This is a genomic window from Enterobacter sp. R4-368 (genome assembly GCF_000410515.1).
Lineage (GTDB): Bacteria > Pseudomonadota > Gammaproteobacteria > Enterobacterales > Enterobacteriaceae > Kosakonia.
In genome coordinates, this window is sequence record NC_021500.1 from 1,747,284 (window position 1) to 1,763,919 (window position 16,636).

Here is a 16,636-nt window from a genome sequence, read left to right on the forward strand (position 1 = left end):
GTTTAGGTATACGGTAGGATGTATACCTAAAACCGTATACCAATTCACGCAGGAGCGGCCACCATGGCAAGGACAACACGCCCCCTTACTAACACCGAAGTCTCACGCGCTAAAGCGACAGATAAAGATCTGACGCTGCATGATGGCGACGGCCTTTTCCTTATGGTGAAAACAAGCGGTAAAAAGCTATGGCGCTTTCGCTACCAAAGACCGACAACAAAGCAGCGCACCATGATTGGCCTCGGAGCCTTCCCTGCCCTTTCTCTGGCCGAAGCGCGAGGTTTGCGCGCGCAGTATCTCTCTTTATTAGCAAGAGGTATCGACCCGCAAATACAAGCCGAGCAGGCTGAGGAGCAACAACAGATCGCTTTAGAGAGCATTTTTTCAAATGTAGCAGCAAACTGGTTTGCCATGAAACGCAACAGCGTGACACCCGATTACGCGAAAGATATCTGGCGATCGTTAGAGAAGGATATTTTCCCGGCGATTGGTGAGATCCCGGTTCAGAAAATTAGAGCACGCACATTAGTTGAGGCGCTAGAGCCGATTAAAGCGCGTGGCGCACTCGAAACCGTTCGCCGCCTGGTACAGCGTATCAACGAAATCATGATTTATGCTGTTAATACCGGCCTGATTGATGCGAATCCTGCCTCAGGTATCGGTATGGCATTTGAGAAGCCGAAAAAGCAGAACATGCCAACACTGCGACCGGAAGAACTGCCAAAGCTAATGCGCTCTCTAGTTATGTCTAATTTATCTATTCCAACACGCTGCCTGATTGAATGGCAACTCCTGACCCTTGTGCGCCCTTCAGAGGCAGCAGGCACTCAATGGGCTGAGATTGATCTTGATGCAAAGCTTTGGACGATTCCAGCCGAACGGATGAAGGCTAAGCGTGAGCATATAGTCCCTCTATCGCCTCAGGCATTAGAGATTCTGGAAGTAATGAAACCAATCAGTGCTCACCGTGATCATATTTTTCCTAGTAGGAATGATCCACAACAATCGATGAACAGTCAGACTGCTAATGCTGCTTTAAAAAGAATCGGATATGGTGGTAAATTAGTTGCCCACGGTCTCCGTTCTATCGCTAGTACCACTTTAAACGAAGAAGGATTTAACGGAGATGTTATAGAATCAGCTCTAGCACACGCAGACAAAAATGAGGTGCGCAAGGCTTATAATAAAAGTACATACCTGAATCAAAGGCGAGATCTTATGGCATGGTGGGGCACTAAGATTAAAAACAGTTATGGAGAATGGTAATGTCATTTATTTTACACACAGAGTCACCTTCAACTGAAGATATTATTGATGGAAACAGCCACAATAATATTTCAATAAAAATTGCTGATACTCTCATGCGAGATGACGTAAATATCGTTGGGATAAACGGGCCGTTAGGCTCAGGCAAATCAACAGTTATAAAACTTCTTGAAAAAAACCTACCGAATGGTAATTTCCAATTTATTAATTTTGATGCAGAGTTATACCAGCAAGGTTCAACGAAAAAAGCGTTAATAACAAAAATATACGATGGATTAGAACCAAATATTCCCAATTCGCTTAAACCAAATCTAAGAGAGTTTAAAGACAACGCTCTTGGGAATAATGTAACCTATAAGAAGACTCAAGACAGCGAAATAAGCACCTGGGCTATACTATTTTTATTTTCTCTTTTTATATGCACTCAGTCAATTCGGCCACTTCAAACTGAATGGGGCAAACCATCAGAAAGCATGAGTTATTTCCTCATTGGTTTATTCACATTATTCCTCACATCACCATTGCTTCTTTCTGCAATTTTTTTCATTCGTTCACTCTGGGATAATTCATTAAAATTCGGAAATATCATTAAAAAAAATTCTGTAGATACCATCTCAGAAAAGATGCTTGTTTCAAAGGAGGTAGGTAGCATAGAGCTGCATAATGCCATTCGTGGATTTAAGGAGTGTATACCACCCGGGTTAAAGTTTCTTTTAATTATTGATAACTTAGATAGAATTCCTTCTGACAAAGTTAAAGAGTTATGGAGCGACATTGAGTTAATAAGCAATTCCTCTGAAAAAAGACTAAAACTATTAATACCATACTCTTCAGAACATGTAGCAAAATCATTATCACAGGATATTTATGAAGGAAGAGAGTTTATTTCCAAGAGAATACCTATAAGTTTTCAAATCCCACCAATACTATCGGCTGGATGGAGGAATGTTTTTTCTCACTTTTGGCAGCAAAGCTTCCCAAGTGAGTTAGAAAATTTGTACCATGACACATCAGAACTGATTGAAATTTGGCTTCCAAAAGCTTATCAACCAATCACTCCCAGATATTTAAAAAAACTCATCAATGACATACAGATAACATTGCTTTCAACGCCTTATGAAGTAAGAAACATAACATGTGCCTATTATATTTTGACTACAAAGCATAATGACCTTCCTTTCGAAAATCTTTTAATTGATAATTTTGAAAGCAGCGATCTAGATGAAAAAACAAAAGATAAATACAAAAAGAGCATCAGAAAACTTCAACGAATTTACAATAATGACCGTAAGAAATGGATTGATGAATTGCTATGCATAAATTTTCAAACTAACGCCCAACTCGCTGAAGGAGAATTAATTGATGAGCCTCTTAAACTCGCACTAACTCAGTATAACTCAGAGGAACTATCGCGAATTTCCAATATGTTTGGTTTTGTATCTGCATGGAGAAGAGTAATTGATACTACAGATCCAACTGATTGGTTTATAACGCTTTCTAAAATGACCTCTGAAAAGAGCAATATTATTAAAGAGATACTACCTGAGGTTATAAAAGCATTAGATACCATGGACATATCCGGTGCATCAACTTTGGATAATGAAAATTTCTTGCCTTCATTAAATTCTTTAAAAAAAGATGGGTTTAATATTCATGGTTTATATCTAAGCAACATCCAAAAAACAATTTCACAAGATCTCACAAAGTACATCACTTATGATGATGATAGGTTAATCGAACTTGGTCAAAACAATACTGAAATACAACAAGCTTTACATCATGGAGAATTGCTTTCACAATTAATTGGATACAACATATTAAATGAACTGTTAACTGCTCCTAAAACAGTTTTCTACATACTCAACCTCAAGGACAAATCCTTATCATTTAAGAACCTAGAGATTGAACAGATTAAATTAGAATCAAAAGATTTCATTGATGGGCTACAATTACTCTTCGCGGGTGGGGTTGATTTTAATCTTACTGAAAAAAATATAAATAAGCATATTTCGTTTGAAAGCGAAGGAATCAAATTGGTTTTGAAAGAAGGATTGCAGCCCGGACTAGATTCAATCTTTAACAATTTTACAAGTGGCAGCATACCTCAAAATATTTTATTGTTTGAGATGATGGTGCTTACTCCACAATGGCATTCTGCTAATCTCAACACCCATTACACACGAATCATAAATTACAACATTGATTGGAAGATAAATTGTCTTGCACATTGGATGTCACACATGATTGCAAGTAAAAATATAATATCAATAGAGAGTTACAAGCAGTATATCTCTACCGAAGATGATTTAACTTACTTCTTCAGTTGCTACCTAAAGTATATATCTAACTTCACACACATATTTTACGCGTTAACTAATGAGACATTGAATGAATACTTAATTCCTTCTTTGAATCTGTTAGCAAATAATAAAATGCTAAAAATTAACGATGTTAATCCAATTGTAACCGAGTTTTTCTCAGTTATGAAAAAATATCTCTCCGATAATTTCATTGAATGCTTTACACAAGATAATCGAAGTGCTCTATGCGATGCAATTGAGAATACCTACATTAAAGACATTGACGATTCCTTTGTCGATTATCTTGTTAAAAATACAGAAGCCAATGAATTAACAAAATCGCTGATTGAAAGTTTCAAAGGTGAGATAGATACACAAGATAAGTTCAATGAAATCGTTAATGAAAACTATCCTTCCTACCCTAAGATCCTAGAGTACTCAAAGAATAACTCAGAGCATTTCGACTTTGCTAAAGATTTCATTTTTAATTTCTATGAAACGTATAAAATTGACGCTATTGACAGACCTATCCCTCGACTTATTTTTGATACCTTATCACATGACATCAAAGAAATAGCAATAAGAGAACTAAGCGATTTGATATACGTGCGAGATCTTGATGTAAGAAGACCACTTGCCTTATTAAAATATTTTTCAGACGTATTAAATTATTCAGATGATGAATCAACATCAGGTTCAAGAGCAATTGCTCGTCTATTTAATCAGGTCAGTACTAACCCAGAGATATCTTCTTGGCTTGACCGGCAAAATATAAATTTTTCCAAATGGCACATTAGTGATAAACAGTCTGTAGTGACTATTATCGCAACTAAGGCTGAGTTATTCCCTCGCCTTAAGGAAAAGGGTCCCGTTAAAAGTAAAATTCAAGAATTGAGCTTAGAGAACGATTAAAAATCAGCGCCCCTCTCAATTTGAGTATTGGGGGGATTAAAAATTAATTATTTCTATCCGTGCGCGCAGTGCTTTCCCCTCCTCGCCTGCCCGCTTTGCAGGGCGGTTTAAATGCAGTTGCATGACCGGGCTCAGGCCGCGCCAGAACTGGCGCGGGCGAGGTTCAAACGTGCATAGAAATAAATGCAATTAAATGCACCTCATGCATGCAAGGTATTTTTCGAAAAAATACCGAGATTTTTTTGCGTTTTTTCGGGGTACAGAGGGCGCAGCCGGTAGCGAGTACCGGCGCACATAAATCGGGATATTTTCGGGGAATTATTGCGGCTGAATATCTGCCTGCAAGACCTGATTTTCCGGCATAGCCGGTCTGCGTATCACGCCGTCGAGCGTCTCGGTGGTGCGGAACGTGGCCGAGCACTCAATACTGGTGCACTGGTGATAGCGCTGTTTGAGGTTTTCCGTCAGATAGCGGCTGGTGCGCGCGTGTGCGGGCTGTCTGCAGAACGGACAGTGAAACATGGCTCAGCCCTCCGCCTGTTTTCTCTTTTCAGCCAGTCGTGTGGCGAGCTGCGTACGCTTCACCGGGCTTTTATACAGCGCCATATCCACACCAGTCAGCGGCGGACGGTGCAAACCGAGCTGTGAGAGCACCGGCTCCCTGTCCGTATCGAAGGTGTAAAACCCGGCCTGAACGGAAACATGGCCGCCGAGCTCCTGAATCAGGGTATTGAGCGGGCGTTCCGTCTGCTCCATTTCCAGCGCGCGCAGACGCAGCGCGAATGCCCTGACCAGCGCCGGGCTGATGGTCTTCATGGCGTCAGCCCATTCGCTCTGAGCGTACAGGCCAAACGCTGTCCGGTGTTCTTCCACGTACTTTTCACCGGAGGCGCAGGCGGCCAGCATGGCGCGGGATTTATCGGTTTCCAGCTCCGCAATCAGGGCGGTGAACTCCTCCGCCAGTTCCCGACCGGCAATGCGTCTGCCGTGTTCGGCTTTCAGCTCCGGGGTCATTTCACCGCGCAGGGTGCGGAAACGCTCGCGCCAGCTCTGTTCCGCTTCGGCACTTTCTGTCAGGGCGTTCTCTCGTTCCTTTTCGCTGCGGGTGATGGCCGCGCCGATATCGTTCAGCTTCATCATATTGCCGGTATGCGCGGCTTTTGCCTGAGCGAACGTCTCAACGGCATGACCGACGGCGGCGACGCTCTCTTCGCTGGCCTTTTTATTCATGGCGTCGAGGGCGCTGTCGATAGCGGTGCGGGTTTTCGCGTCCTGGGTGCTGCCGAGGGTTTTCATCACGGCGGTAATCAGTTCAGTTTTCATGTCAGGGCTCTCTGTGTTGTCAACCTGAGCGCATTCTGCCGCGCCCTGCACAACGATACGACTGATTGCAGTTGTGGCCGGGATGGCACAGAAAACCCCCTGGAAAAACCGGCTCGCCAGAAAGAGGTCTCAGTAAGACCCTCTTTCTGTTTGTTTTTCTGTAATTAACCCTTCACTCTGTTCACTGAGAAATAAAAGAATAAGAAATACAGTAAGTTAAAGTGTGAACAGTTAAGGAATTAAGTGTTCACCGACTGTTCACTACTGTTCACTACTGTTCACTACTGTTCACCTTCTTTTATTTCTTCCTGTACGGCAGTATTTTTTTTCTGATGTTTTTTCCTTTTAATATCAGCTTAATTAATCGGATAAAAAGGTTTGCAATTTTCGTTACTGGTTATATTGGCAAACATTGACATTTATTGGCAAACAGAGGCAAACCCGAAAAATAAGCTGCTTATTAAACAGACAACCTTGCAGGAAACAGCCAGGAGTGCCCTTGTTGTAATACGCAAAAATATTCACAAAATAGAGAGCTACCCGAAGCCGGAAAGACACGACCGGCACTGTATGGACTTTATGAGGTAGCCCGATGCACACCGCTTTTTCTTCCCCGTCTTCTGCCCCTGCCGCACCGTTAATGCCGGTTTCTGACGTTATTCAGGAGCGCTTTTTACGCCTGCCGGAAGTGATGCATTTATGCGGCCTGTCCCGCTCAACCATTTACGACCTCATCAGCCGTGAGGCTTTCCCGAAACAAATCTCTCTCGGCGGAAAAAACGTGGCGTGGGCACACAGTGAAATTACGGCGTGGATGAGCGATCGCATCGCGGCGCGTAACCGGAGCTGTGATGCATGATGTTGCCCGGTCAGCAAAACGCCCTTTTTTCTGGCTTGCTTCCTGTCGCCGTTTCCAGGTATAGTTTTCCCGCTGTCGCAAAATCGGCAGCCGGGCGTGAGAACCCGAGTTTCTTCAAGGCGACACCTGACGCGCCATGCGTCTTTTTTTGTGTCTGTGCCTCTGTGCACCTGTTGTTTACGTACCGGTTCTTTAACCGTTGCCGTATCCGCGTAATGGTGGCTCAGGCGGGGCAGCCTTCGGGCTGGCCGGTTCCCTTGAAGGCCGGTTTCTCACCCCCGTCTGGGCTACCACCAGAGCGTGAGAACTCCGGTGGTAGCGATAACCGCTACTTCAAGGAGGCTGCCATCATGGCTACGACCCTCACCCTGTCTCACCCACAATTTATCTTTATTTTCGCTGCCGTTCGTCGTTCCGTACGCAAACCGCGAGTCTGTATGCTGCGCACGGTTGCCGCTGATGAACGTACTGCGCGCCGTTCCCTCGTTCGCGATTATGTCCTCTCGTTTGCCGGTCGCCTGCCGGTTGCGGAGGTGCACGCATGAGCCACTCCATCCTCACCCTTGATGATCTCCGGTATCTCGAGCACCTGCGCAATATCGGCCATCTGGTCAGCGAGCTGGCTGCTGAACAGGACAATGTGACCCTCCGCCGCGATCCGGCTGAGCGTCTGCAACTCATTTCCCTGATTTACCTGATGACGGATCAACTTGATGCCGTGATCGAACGCTGCAACCGGCGCTGGCTCGACGGGGAGGAAAAGGTATGAAACAGCCGTTACCGCCAGTCCTGCGCGCCGCACTTTACCGCCGCGCCGTGGCCTGTGCCTGGCTGACCCTGTGTCAGCGTCAGCACCGTTACCCGCATCTGACACTTGATGCGCTGGAATCCGCCATCGCCGCCGAGCTGGAAGGATTTTATCTGCGCCAGCACGGTGAGGAAAAAGGCCGCCAGATTGCCTGTGCGCTGCTGGAAGATTTAATGAATGCCGCACCACTCAAAACCGCGCCGTCGCTCTCCTTTCTCGGCCTTGCCGTGATGGAAGAGTTAAGCGCCCGCCATATCACTGCGCCGGTCGTACACTGAGGAAAAATAATGAAAATGAACGTAACGGAAACCGTCAGACAGGCGTGCGGCCACTGGCCGCGTATTCTCCCGGCGCTGGGTGTGAAGGTGATGAAAAACCGGCATCAGCCCTGCCCGGTGTGCGGCGGGAGTGACCGCTTCCGCTTTGACGATAAAGAGGGGCGTGGGACGTGGTTCTGTAACCAGTGCGGTGCGGGTGACGGGCTGAGCCTGGTTGAAAAGGCGCTGGGCGTGACGGTCAGCGAAGCTGCCGACCGTGTGAACGCCGTGACCGGCAGCCTGCCGCCGGTTGCCCCGGCGGTGATTGCGGTTGATACGGCTGAAACCGAAGCCAGCCGCAGGGAGGCCGCCGCGCTAGCCGCTGACATTATGGCAACAGCCCGCCCGGTCACCGGTAACGCCTACCTGACCCGCAAGGGCTTTCCTGCTCTGGAATGCCTGACCCTCACCACCACGCACAAATCCGGCGGCGTGACGTACCGCGCCGGGGATGTGATTGTCCCGCTGTATGACGACACCGGCGCGCTGGTTAACCTCCAGCTTATTAACGCAGACGGTCTCAAGCGCACCCTGAAAGGCGGTCAGGTAAAAGTGGCATGTCATATCATCGAAGGTGAGAAACAGGCGGGGAAACGCCTGTGGATAGCGGAAGGGTACGCAACGGCGCTGACCGTGCATCACCTGACCGGGGAAACCGTGATGGTGGCACTCTCGTCCGTAAACCTGCTTTCTCTGGCGAGCCTTACCCGCAGCCGGCATCCGGCCTGTCAGATTGTCCTCGCCGCCGACCGTGACCTGAATGGCGACGGCCAGACAAAAGCCGCTGCGGCCGCAGACGCCTGCGCCGGTGTGGTTGCCCTGCCGCCGGTGTTCGGTGACTGGAATGATGCATTTATGCAGCAGGGCGAGGAGGCCACGCGCAGGGCGATTTACGATACCATTAAGCCACCGGTCGCGGGCCCGTTTGACACCATGAGCGAGGCGGAATTTACCGCCATGAGTACCAGTGAGAAAGCGATGCGCGTGCATGAACACTACGGCGAGGCGCTGGCCGTGGATGCAAACGGGCAGCTTCTTTCCCGTTATGAGGCCGGAGCCTGGAAGGTTATTTCCCCGGCTGACTTCTCCCGCGATGTGGCAGCGCTTTTCCAGCGCCTGCGCGCGCCGTTCTCATCAGGCAAAATTGCTTCGGTGGTGGAGACCCTGAAACTGATTGTTCCGCAACAGAGCGCTCCGGCACGGCGGCTGATTGGCTTTCGTAATGGCGTGCTTGATACCGTCAGCGGCACGTTCAGCCCGCACCATAAATCCCACTGGCTGCGCACCCTGTGCGAGGTGGATTTCACCCCGCCGGTGGCGGGCGAAACGCTGGAAACCCATGCCCCGCATTTCTGGCGCTGGCTTGACCGCGCTGCCGGTGGCCGCGCCGACAAACGCGACGTGATACTCGCTGCGCTGTTTATGGTGCTGGCGAACCGCTACGACTGGCAGCTCTTTCTTGAAGTGACGGGACCAGGCGGAAGCGGGAAAAGTATTCTCGCAGAGATTGCCACCCTGCTGGCGGGGGAAGATAACGCCACCTCCGCGACCATCGAGACGCTGGAATCGCCGCGCGAGCGCGCGGCACTGATTGGCTTCTCGCTGATTCGTCTGCCCGGCCAGGAAAAATGGAGCGGGGACGGTGCCGGACTCAAGGCCATCACCGGCGGCGATGCGGTGTCGGTTGACCCGAAATACCGTGACGCCTATTCCACGCATATTCCGGCGGTGATTCTGGCCGTGAACAACAACCCGATGCGCTTTACCGACCGCAGTGGCGGCGTGTCGCGCCGGCGGGTTATCCTGCACTTCCCGGAACAGATTGCCCCGGAGGAGCGCGACCCGCACCTGAAGGACAAAATCGCCCGTGAGCTGGCGGTAATAGTGCGCCAGCTTATGCAACGGTTCAGTGACCCGATGACCGCCCGCAAGCTGCTCCAGTCGCAGCAGAACTCTGATGAGGCACTCACTATCAAGCGCGATGCTGACCCGGCGTTTGATTTTTGCGGCTATTTACAGGAACGCCCGGCACCGGACGGCATGTATATGGGTAACGCCAACATCATTCCGCTTCAGCCACGACTCTACCTGTATCACGCTTATCTGGTGTACATGGAGGCACACGGCTACAAGAACACCCTGAGCCTGACGATGTTCGGGAAGGGCTTGCCGACCATGCTGAAAGAGTACGGCCTGAATTACGACAAACGACGAACCAGTCAGGGCATGCAGACTAACCTGACGCTGAAAGAGGAAAGCAACGGCGACTGGCTGCCGAAGTGCGATGAACCCGCAACAAAATAACCCACACAGACCGGCGATTGCCGGTCTTTTTCTATCTGACACCCCCGGAAATGAACAGTGTACTGTTCACTATTCACTAGCTCATCACCACCCATAACACTGATAAATAATAAAAAAATTGCGGAGTGAACAGTGTGAACGGTAAACCCCAAAAAAACTTTTTACGCCCATCGGCCTAATGTTTGTTGGAAAGCGCACTACAGAAAGAGAACACTATGCACACAGAACACATTTGAGAATCCGATTGAAGAGCCCAGAGCTGACGGATTTTAAAGGGAGTGGCTCTAAAGGATTATTTTGGGCTGTGAGAGGAATTGGAATTTAAGCGAAATTTCGTTATTCAATTTACTGTAGGGAGCGGCAAAATACCGCTCCGAATTATATTCAAAAATCAGAGTGATACTACGGATTAGCATACTCTAAAATTTCTTCCCCCATGAGCGTACAGTCATTAAGGAAGATGAATCTCATACGATACTTACCTTTATAGATATAACCCCAGGTCTGCAATACATCAAAATATTGCGATTTATTTTCCGGATTTTGCATCTTCGCTAATGCAGTTACATCTTTATCAACCTCAGCCCTGTCATCGTTGTCCCGATAAAAAGCCAGCAGTTTATTTGCTTCTGTTATTGCCTGAGCTTTACAAGTTAATTCAGACTGTTTCGCAGCAGCCAAAGACGGAAAAGTTATAGCACACAGTAATAATGTTAGAATGCCAGTTGATACTTTCATATTATTCCAAGCTCTCTCTTTGCTCTTACCAACGCCCCTTTCCTTTCTTCGAGACCGTTGTAGCCACCGTTCACGAGAAGGGTTACTTTATTTACGTCATCCCTGTCTGCTGCCGCATTCACATGTCTGAGATCCCAATAATAACACGCTGCTTTAACCGCTACATATGGGTTCCTTGCAACTATAGTGGGATCGGTTACGTAATCTTTCTCAAACTGGCTTCCGAAATTCGTATAATTTTCTCGACCTGTCAGATGTAATAACCCACGACCTATAAATTTTGGACCATCACCTATTTCTGTATTACCTAAATTACGTCCTATCCGCGTTCCTGCATCATATTCTCTGCCACCATCTCTTGGAACTTCAGTTAATCTGGAAAAGTTTGCAGTTTCAACACAAGCTTGCGCTATAAAATGAGCGGCTCTTAATTCTGTATTTATTCCATAAACGGTAAACCATTGGTTCAAATGTGGTGCTATGGCATGAACATTGTAATGCTGTGAATTTAGCAGGCTTTCTATATGCCGGTAATGCCTGGCAATATTCCAAAGCATCTCTGCTGTAATATCAACCATTTGCCTTTTCCTTTTCTTATATCCCATAATCATTTTAACTACCGTGATTGAGCATTTGGCAGCCATTTTTTGCTTTCGTTTACAATCTAGGAAAATTCTTATCCTCTTATTTTTCAGCATCGGGAGGAGCTAACATGCAACTGACAGATAACGATCAAGCAAACCGCATCACTGTCTGGCACGCCTTATCGGAGCTTTTCACCGGTCGGGAACTCCAGGACTATGACTATCGATGGATGGCTAAGGTGTTAAAGGAATCCGGGCTGAGCCGGGAAGCGATCTTTGTGATTCTGGATGAGGAAGTTGCCCCTGCCCTCCAGGCTAATCTTCTTTATAACCCAACGCCGGTGATGGATGGCTGGACAGAAGAAGATGTTAAGCGGCTCGTCACGGAGTACGTGAGCAGGAAGCCGACCATCATTGAGCGTGTTGTTCCAGCCAGCTTGTTGTTAAAACAGCGACGGAAACATATTCGGGATGAGCTGAATAGGCTTACTGACGAGCTGGATAAATGCACACAGGAAATGAGCTCAAAAGAGTGTTAGGCGAAGCGATTGGTATACGCTTAGGTATACGGATGAAAGTTGAATTCACTAAAAACATTTTAATTCAATAAATTAGCGAATTTATTCAGACTCCGCCAGCTCGGTGATACCAGAGTCATCCGATGAAGTCCTAAGAGCCCGCACGGCGCAAGCCCTGCGGGCTTTTTTGTGCCTTGAATTTGTCCCGCGAAGTCAGAAGCCAACTAATTAAATCCGAACCTTGCAGGCACCTCATAAAATATTCCTGTTTTGATTAATAGCGGGAATAAAAAACTGTGGAATCAAGGGGTAGTCTGCTGCGTCACTTCAGCTTGCCGGGAAATGTCGTACAACAACAAATGTTGGCATAGCGTGATGATCAGACGCTATCCGGGAAACAGAAAAGCAATATGATCAATGAGTTTGGTGAGTCTGCATCTCAGCCATGTATCCCCCGCCCCTTAAAGAATAAAGGGGCGAGGGAACAATAACGCTCATAACAGCTCAGGCAGCGTTAGAGGGCCTTAGTGCACATGGTTGGGCTTAGCGTCCCACCAGAACCCTCGTAAAGGTTGCCACCCCACTTGTCCAGCGAGTAGTGGTAATTGGGATCGCTTGGTGTTGCATCTGCCAGCCAGTAAGCATCGTCGGGGAACGCAGAGCTGCCGCCTAAAGATCCCCACTCGTTCCACAATGCCCCCAGCGTACGAACCCCGGTGGGGACGAAACCAGAGTTTTGCGACACCTGGGCTGCGGTCGACTGACTGTACCCCTGCGCACTGCAATAGGGGCCAGCATCTACCCATAGCACTTGTTGTCTATCAGTAATAAACCAATTGCGCAGCGTGAAACTGTAGGTGATATCTGGCCCGATACCGCTTTTTGGTGTACCAGTAATGGTGACTTTGCGCCCATCGCCTGTCCCCTTGAAGCTCACCACGGCATTGATGTCAACATCGACCCAAGTGGCATCCGACGACCAGTTGAAATCTAAGGGAGCGCCATTGCCGATATTTAAAGTGAATGTCGCGCCGGTAAAGCCCGTCGTCGGGAAGCCGTCTCCTTTCTGGAATGTCGCCCCATTAACAGAGATATTCTGCAAGAACGGAATCGGGTTAATCGCATAGCCTGCCGACTCGATAGCCTGGCTCCACCCGCTCAGTTGCAACGTCGCCTTGTTTCCCGAGCTAACAGCCCCTGCCGTGTAGGTCGCCGTGTAAGTTCCGTCCTGGTTATCACTCCAGTTCCCATTTAAGCTGGCATTCGGAACCTGAACATTCTGCGCGGTTAGCAACCCGGTCGCACCCGTTATCACGTTCTGATAGCTATCTTGCAGTGCGACCGTCACCCGGATTGTCATACTGGACATGTAGCGTGTCATATCCGTTGCAATGGCCGACCGTATCGGGTTCGGACTGCCCGGTGTCAGTGTTACCGTTGCGCGCAGGCTACTGAGACTGGTGTTGTCATACGCCGGGATAATGGTGTAAACACCCGCCTTCGTTCCCGACAGTCTTGCCGTATAGGTACCCGGCGTCGCGCTTTCAGTCAGCGAAGTAAGAGTGACCTGCGTTGCAGACGGCGTGTTACCGTTGCTGTCTTTTACCAACAGTGACAGGTTGCCCTGAATACCGCTCATCACCTTGCCTTGTAGATCTTTCGCCGCCAGCGTGAATGTCGACACCTCAGTGTTATCCGCCTTGATGGTATTTGGATTCACAGTAAACAGTGACTGCTGGGCATCAAGCAGCGTGGCATTGAATGCAACCGTCGCGGAAGGCAGTGAAATGCCTTTTGCTGTCGGCTCTAACGTGACCGTTTCCGTATCTTTCCCCGCTTTCACGGTGACGAGATATACGCCCGCCTGCTTGCGGGTTAACGCAGAAACAGTGGCGCTTTTCAGCGTGTTATGGTTGAGCACAATATCTCGTGGATCGAGATCAACAAGCTGGTTGGTGTCATCCTTCAATGTCAGCGTTAATACCTGTTCGCTGACGCCGTCTGCCGCCAGCGAGCTATTTGCAGGCGTGAAGGTGCTCGTTTTGTTATTCACCGCAGAGGCAAGTACCGTCACCTGCGTCTCCTGGCGATCGGAACGGTTCCCCTTCGTGTCCACAGCAACGCCACTCACGGTGTAGGTATTTACCGCCTGCGCGGAATATTGATAGCGCGGTAGTACGACCATGTAATCTGCGCCGTTTTGCACTATTTTCCCGCCTGCGGCAGTAAGTGTCGACGCATCCCATTCAATATGCGAAAGCCCATGCGTGCTTTTCACTGAAACACCGAGCGATTTTTGCTCACCGCCATTCCCTGTAACCCGTTCTGCAAGATGCAGCCTGATAATCTCTTTTTTCCGGTACTCAAGAACAATATTGTTGTTACGCTCAACAAAATCATACCGGCTTCCCTGCAGGCTGCGCATCGCGGCGACAGCTTCCGGGTTCAGCTGATTTTGCCACGGCACACCAAGCTGATAGTTCACATTCAGGCTGAATCGGGTGTCGCTTTCCCCCGATGTCCCCTGCCGTTGCTCAGCCCCTAACGTCACGAGAGGAACCGGCGTATAAGTGATGCCGGCGGTAATCGCATGCGGGTCGCGCTGGCGATGGTTCACCCCGAACAGGGCAACCTCCTGGCCATAATATTGCTCAAAGGTCAGCTTTCCGCCCAGTTGCGGCAGAGAAGGCAACCAGGCCTGGGCACGCACATCCCAGCCATTCGCCGGACGCTCCTGGTAATCGGCCAGATCTCTGGAATCTTTCCATCCGGTCAGCCGCATATACCCATTGGCGCTCAGCTTCATAAAGTCACGCCAGTATTCAGCGCCCACGCCCATACGCGCGTGTTCGCGGGAGATATCGTAGTCACCGAAGACGTTTGCGCCCAGCATATACCCCGGCGCGAAATAACGAAGCCCCGCCCCCAGGTTAGCCTGGAGACGATCATCAGTACGGTGCACACTGCCCTGGGTGAAGACCATTTTGTCACCCCGGTCATACAGCGGCACAAGCAATTCAAACTGTGAGTTCTTTAAGGAAAAGTTCTTATCCGTGTCGAGTTGTACACGGGCGGTACCAAATTGGTTCAGCCAACGCTGAACTTCTCCGCCCGCTGCAGAGGTCGCCATACCACGCGCCATTGACGTCGCGGCCTCGCTATTCGAACCGTTGGCAAAGAAACGTCCAACCTGGGAGGAATAACCCGCCATTTTCAGCGCGGCGTCATTCGCGTCGTTACCGGAAACTGTCGCACGCTGGGACGCGAAAGCGCCTGGTTTAGCCCCGCCCTTCACCGCCACGGCCGGCACCTCCAGTTCATCTCCCGGCTGCACATTGTTCAGGCCTCGCGCAAACGTGCGGAACTGATTGAGCTGACGAAGCTCCTCCAGGGTGAGGTTATATTTCTTAGCAACAGAGCGGGCCGTTTCTCCTGCACCCAGTGTATAGGTCTGGGTCTTGATAGACGAAACGGTTTGAGACTGCAATTCAGCCCCGGCAATTACCGGCGTAAATGCAACCGCGAGCGGAAAAGTAATCTGAATCGCAATATTAAGCCATGCCAACAGACTCAGCCCAGGAGAAAAGCCGATATTCGCAACAAAATATCGCGATTTAAATTTCGAAATCATGCATTCAACCAGACAAGAAAATTAAGCAACAAAAAGAAAATTCCGAAACCATTCTAAAATGGCAAAAGTTATTCCTCAATAGAGAATATATAAACGAAAAAGAAAGAAGCACTGCAATAAGATTAATTATCTCCCTACCCACTCAAACCACAACCCTTTAACTGTTTGTTTTCGCTAGCTAACTCCAGGCCTTGCCTGCGCTTTTGCGATAATAAAATAATAATATATTACGACCCCCAGCTTTACTTTAATTTACATGCTTACTGAGGCACCAGCCAATTCTTAATTTCAATTCCTTTAAATGCAAACAGAACTGCGCGCTTTTCGCGTTATTAAGTAACGAGAGGCTAAAAAGGTGTTTATCATTAATTCTTTTCTGTGTAATAAAATTAGTTTTCCTCTCGTTGCCATCCAGTTATTAAGGTAATGAGAAGGGCAGCAGCAACCTCATCCGTTTCTTAATGATGCGAATCATTCGTTTTATTGACATTAACATTACCGCTTCTGCCCCTCCTCTTACGCCCCCCGGAACGCAAACCTCCGGCACAAGATATCCCGGGCACGACTTTTACCCTTCCTGCTACCCGGACGGTCGTAGAGGGTTGCCTGCGCAACACGCCCATGCGCGAGGCAGCGTTTGTGGCAGCCCCGTCTATATACCTGCATAAGGAAAAACTTATACAGCGCAAATCTATTTGCATCGACTTTGTTCAATTCTTTAAATAAGCGTTGTGATTTTTCCTATATGTGACATTTACCGGCTTGCTTGTTAAAATGATGTAATAAATTAACGTTAGAAAAAAACCATTATCATTTACGCACACCGGTATTATTTATAGATAAAATTCAAGAAGATAAAGCATGACTGAAAAGAATAATTTTTCTCAACGGTTTTTTACGCATTTTGTAATTAAAGTTATCGATTTTTTTAAAAATTATCTAACCGACTGTAATTGCTAAAGTTAAATTAGTAACAAAAACACAACTTTACAAACCGCCTATTTTTTCCGCATTATTTCCATTGTTCGCATGAATCCTTTTGTGTAAACTTATTTCCGTTGTCAGGAAAAGTCCTG

General features: G+C 48.1%; 13 protein-coding genes. 8 read left to right on the forward strand and 5 right to left on the reverse strand.

All coding sequences use genetic code 11. The features are described 5' to 3' along the window. Positions 1-63 precede the first annotated feature (63 nt). Both H650_RS08165 and H650_RS08170 read left to right on the forward strand, forming a co-directional pair. A complete protein-coding gene (locus H650_RS08165; RefSeq protein WP_020454807.1) occupies positions 64-1,266 on the forward strand; it encodes an integrase domain-containing protein in 1,203 nt (400 codons plus the stop codon). Then, positions 1,266-4,478: a P-loop NTPase fold protein gene (locus H650_RS08170; protein ID WP_020454808.1), complete on the forward strand. Its 3,213-nt coding sequence runs from the start codon at positions 1,266-1,268 to the stop codon at positions 4,476-4,478. The genes H650_RS08165 and H650_RS08170 overlap by 1 nt, the downstream gene beginning before the upstream one ends. 318 nt (positions 4,479-4,796) lie before the next feature. On the opposite strand, the gene H650_RS08175 is transcribed toward H650_RS08170, so the two are convergent. After that, positions 4,797-5,000 (reverse strand): ogr/Delta-like zinc finger family protein, encoded by a 204-nt coding sequence (locus H650_RS08175; protein ID WP_020454809.1) that lies wholly within the window; start codon positions 4,998-5,000, stop codon positions 4,797-4,799. Positions 5,001-5,003: 3 nt separating this feature from the next. Next, positions 5,004-5,801, reverse strand: a complete 798-nt coding sequence (gene sid, locus H650_RS08180; protein ID WP_020454810.1) for a capsid size-determining scaffold Sid — start codon at positions 5,799-5,801, stop codon at positions 5,004-5,006. Positions 5,802-6,393: 592 nt separating this feature from the next. Here sid and H650_RS08185 point away from each other — a divergent pair. Genes H650_RS08185 through H650_RS08205 form a run of 5 tightly spaced genes read left to right on the forward strand, consistent with a single transcriptional unit; the run spans position 6,394 to position 10,089 of the window. Then, complete coding sequence (locus tag H650_RS08185) at positions 6,394-6,660, forward strand: helix-turn-helix transcriptional regulator (RefSeq protein ID WP_020454811.1); 267 nt, start codon at positions 6,394-6,396, stop codon at positions 6,658-6,660. After that, positions 6,657-7,205 carry a host cell division inhibitor Icd-like protein gene (locus tag H650_RS24450; protein ID WP_071925217.1) on the forward strand — a complete coding sequence of 183 codons (549 nt, stop codon included), beginning with the start codon at positions 6,657-6,659 and terminating at the stop codon, positions 7,203-7,205. Before H650_RS08185 ends, H650_RS24450 begins: the two co-directional genes overlap by 4 nt. Further along, on the forward strand, positions 7,202-7,429 hold the full coding sequence (locus tag H650_RS08195; RefSeq protein ID WP_020454813.1) for a hypothetical protein: 228 nt from the start codon (positions 7,202-7,204) through the stop codon (positions 7,427-7,429). Before H650_RS24450 ends, H650_RS08195 begins: the two co-directional genes overlap by 4 nt. Further along, positions 7,426-7,746 carry a DUF5375 domain-containing protein gene (locus H650_RS08200; RefSeq protein ID WP_020454814.1) on the forward strand — a complete coding sequence of 107 codons (321 nt, stop codon included), beginning with the start codon at positions 7,426-7,428 and terminating at the stop codon, positions 7,744-7,746. Before H650_RS08195 ends, H650_RS08200 begins: the two co-directional genes overlap by 4 nt. A gap of 9 nt (positions 7,747-7,755) precedes the next feature. Next, on the forward strand, positions 7,756-10,089 hold the full coding sequence (locus tag H650_RS08205; protein WP_020454815.1) for a primase-helicase zinc-binding domain-containing protein: 2,334 nt from the start codon (positions 7,756-7,758) through the stop codon (positions 10,087-10,089). Between the two features lie 402 nt (positions 10,090-10,491). Here the strand turns inward: H650_RS08205 and H650_RS08210 are convergent, their stop codons facing one another. Both H650_RS08210 and H650_RS08215 read right to left on the reverse strand, forming a co-directional pair. Beyond that, positions 10,492-10,827, reverse strand: a complete 336-nt coding sequence (locus H650_RS08210) for a hypothetical protein (protein WP_020454816.1) — start codon at positions 10,825-10,827, stop codon at positions 10,492-10,494. Further along, the gene (locus H650_RS08215) at positions 10,824-11,405 is read right to left on the reverse strand and encodes a glycoside hydrolase family 19 protein (RefSeq protein ID WP_020454817.1); all 582 of its coding nucleotides are present in this window, start codon (positions 11,403-11,405) and stop codon (positions 10,824-10,826) included. The genes H650_RS08210 and H650_RS08215 overlap by 4 nt, the downstream gene beginning before the upstream one ends. Positions 11,406-11,539: 134 nt before the next feature. Between H650_RS08215 and H650_RS08220 the strand changes: the two genes are divergently transcribed. Then, on the forward strand, positions 11,540-11,950 hold the full coding sequence (locus H650_RS08220; protein ID WP_020454818.1) for a DUF7079 family protein: 411 nt from the start codon (positions 11,540-11,542) through the stop codon (positions 11,948-11,950). Between the two features lie 493 nt (positions 11,951-12,443). On the opposite strand, the gene H650_RS08225 is transcribed toward H650_RS08220, so the two are convergent. After that, positions 12,444-15,560, reverse strand: a complete 3,117-nt coding sequence (locus H650_RS08225) for an inverse autotransporter beta domain-containing protein (RefSeq protein WP_020454819.1) — start codon at positions 15,558-15,560, stop codon at positions 12,444-12,446. Positions 15,561-16,636 lie beyond the last annotated feature (1,076 nt).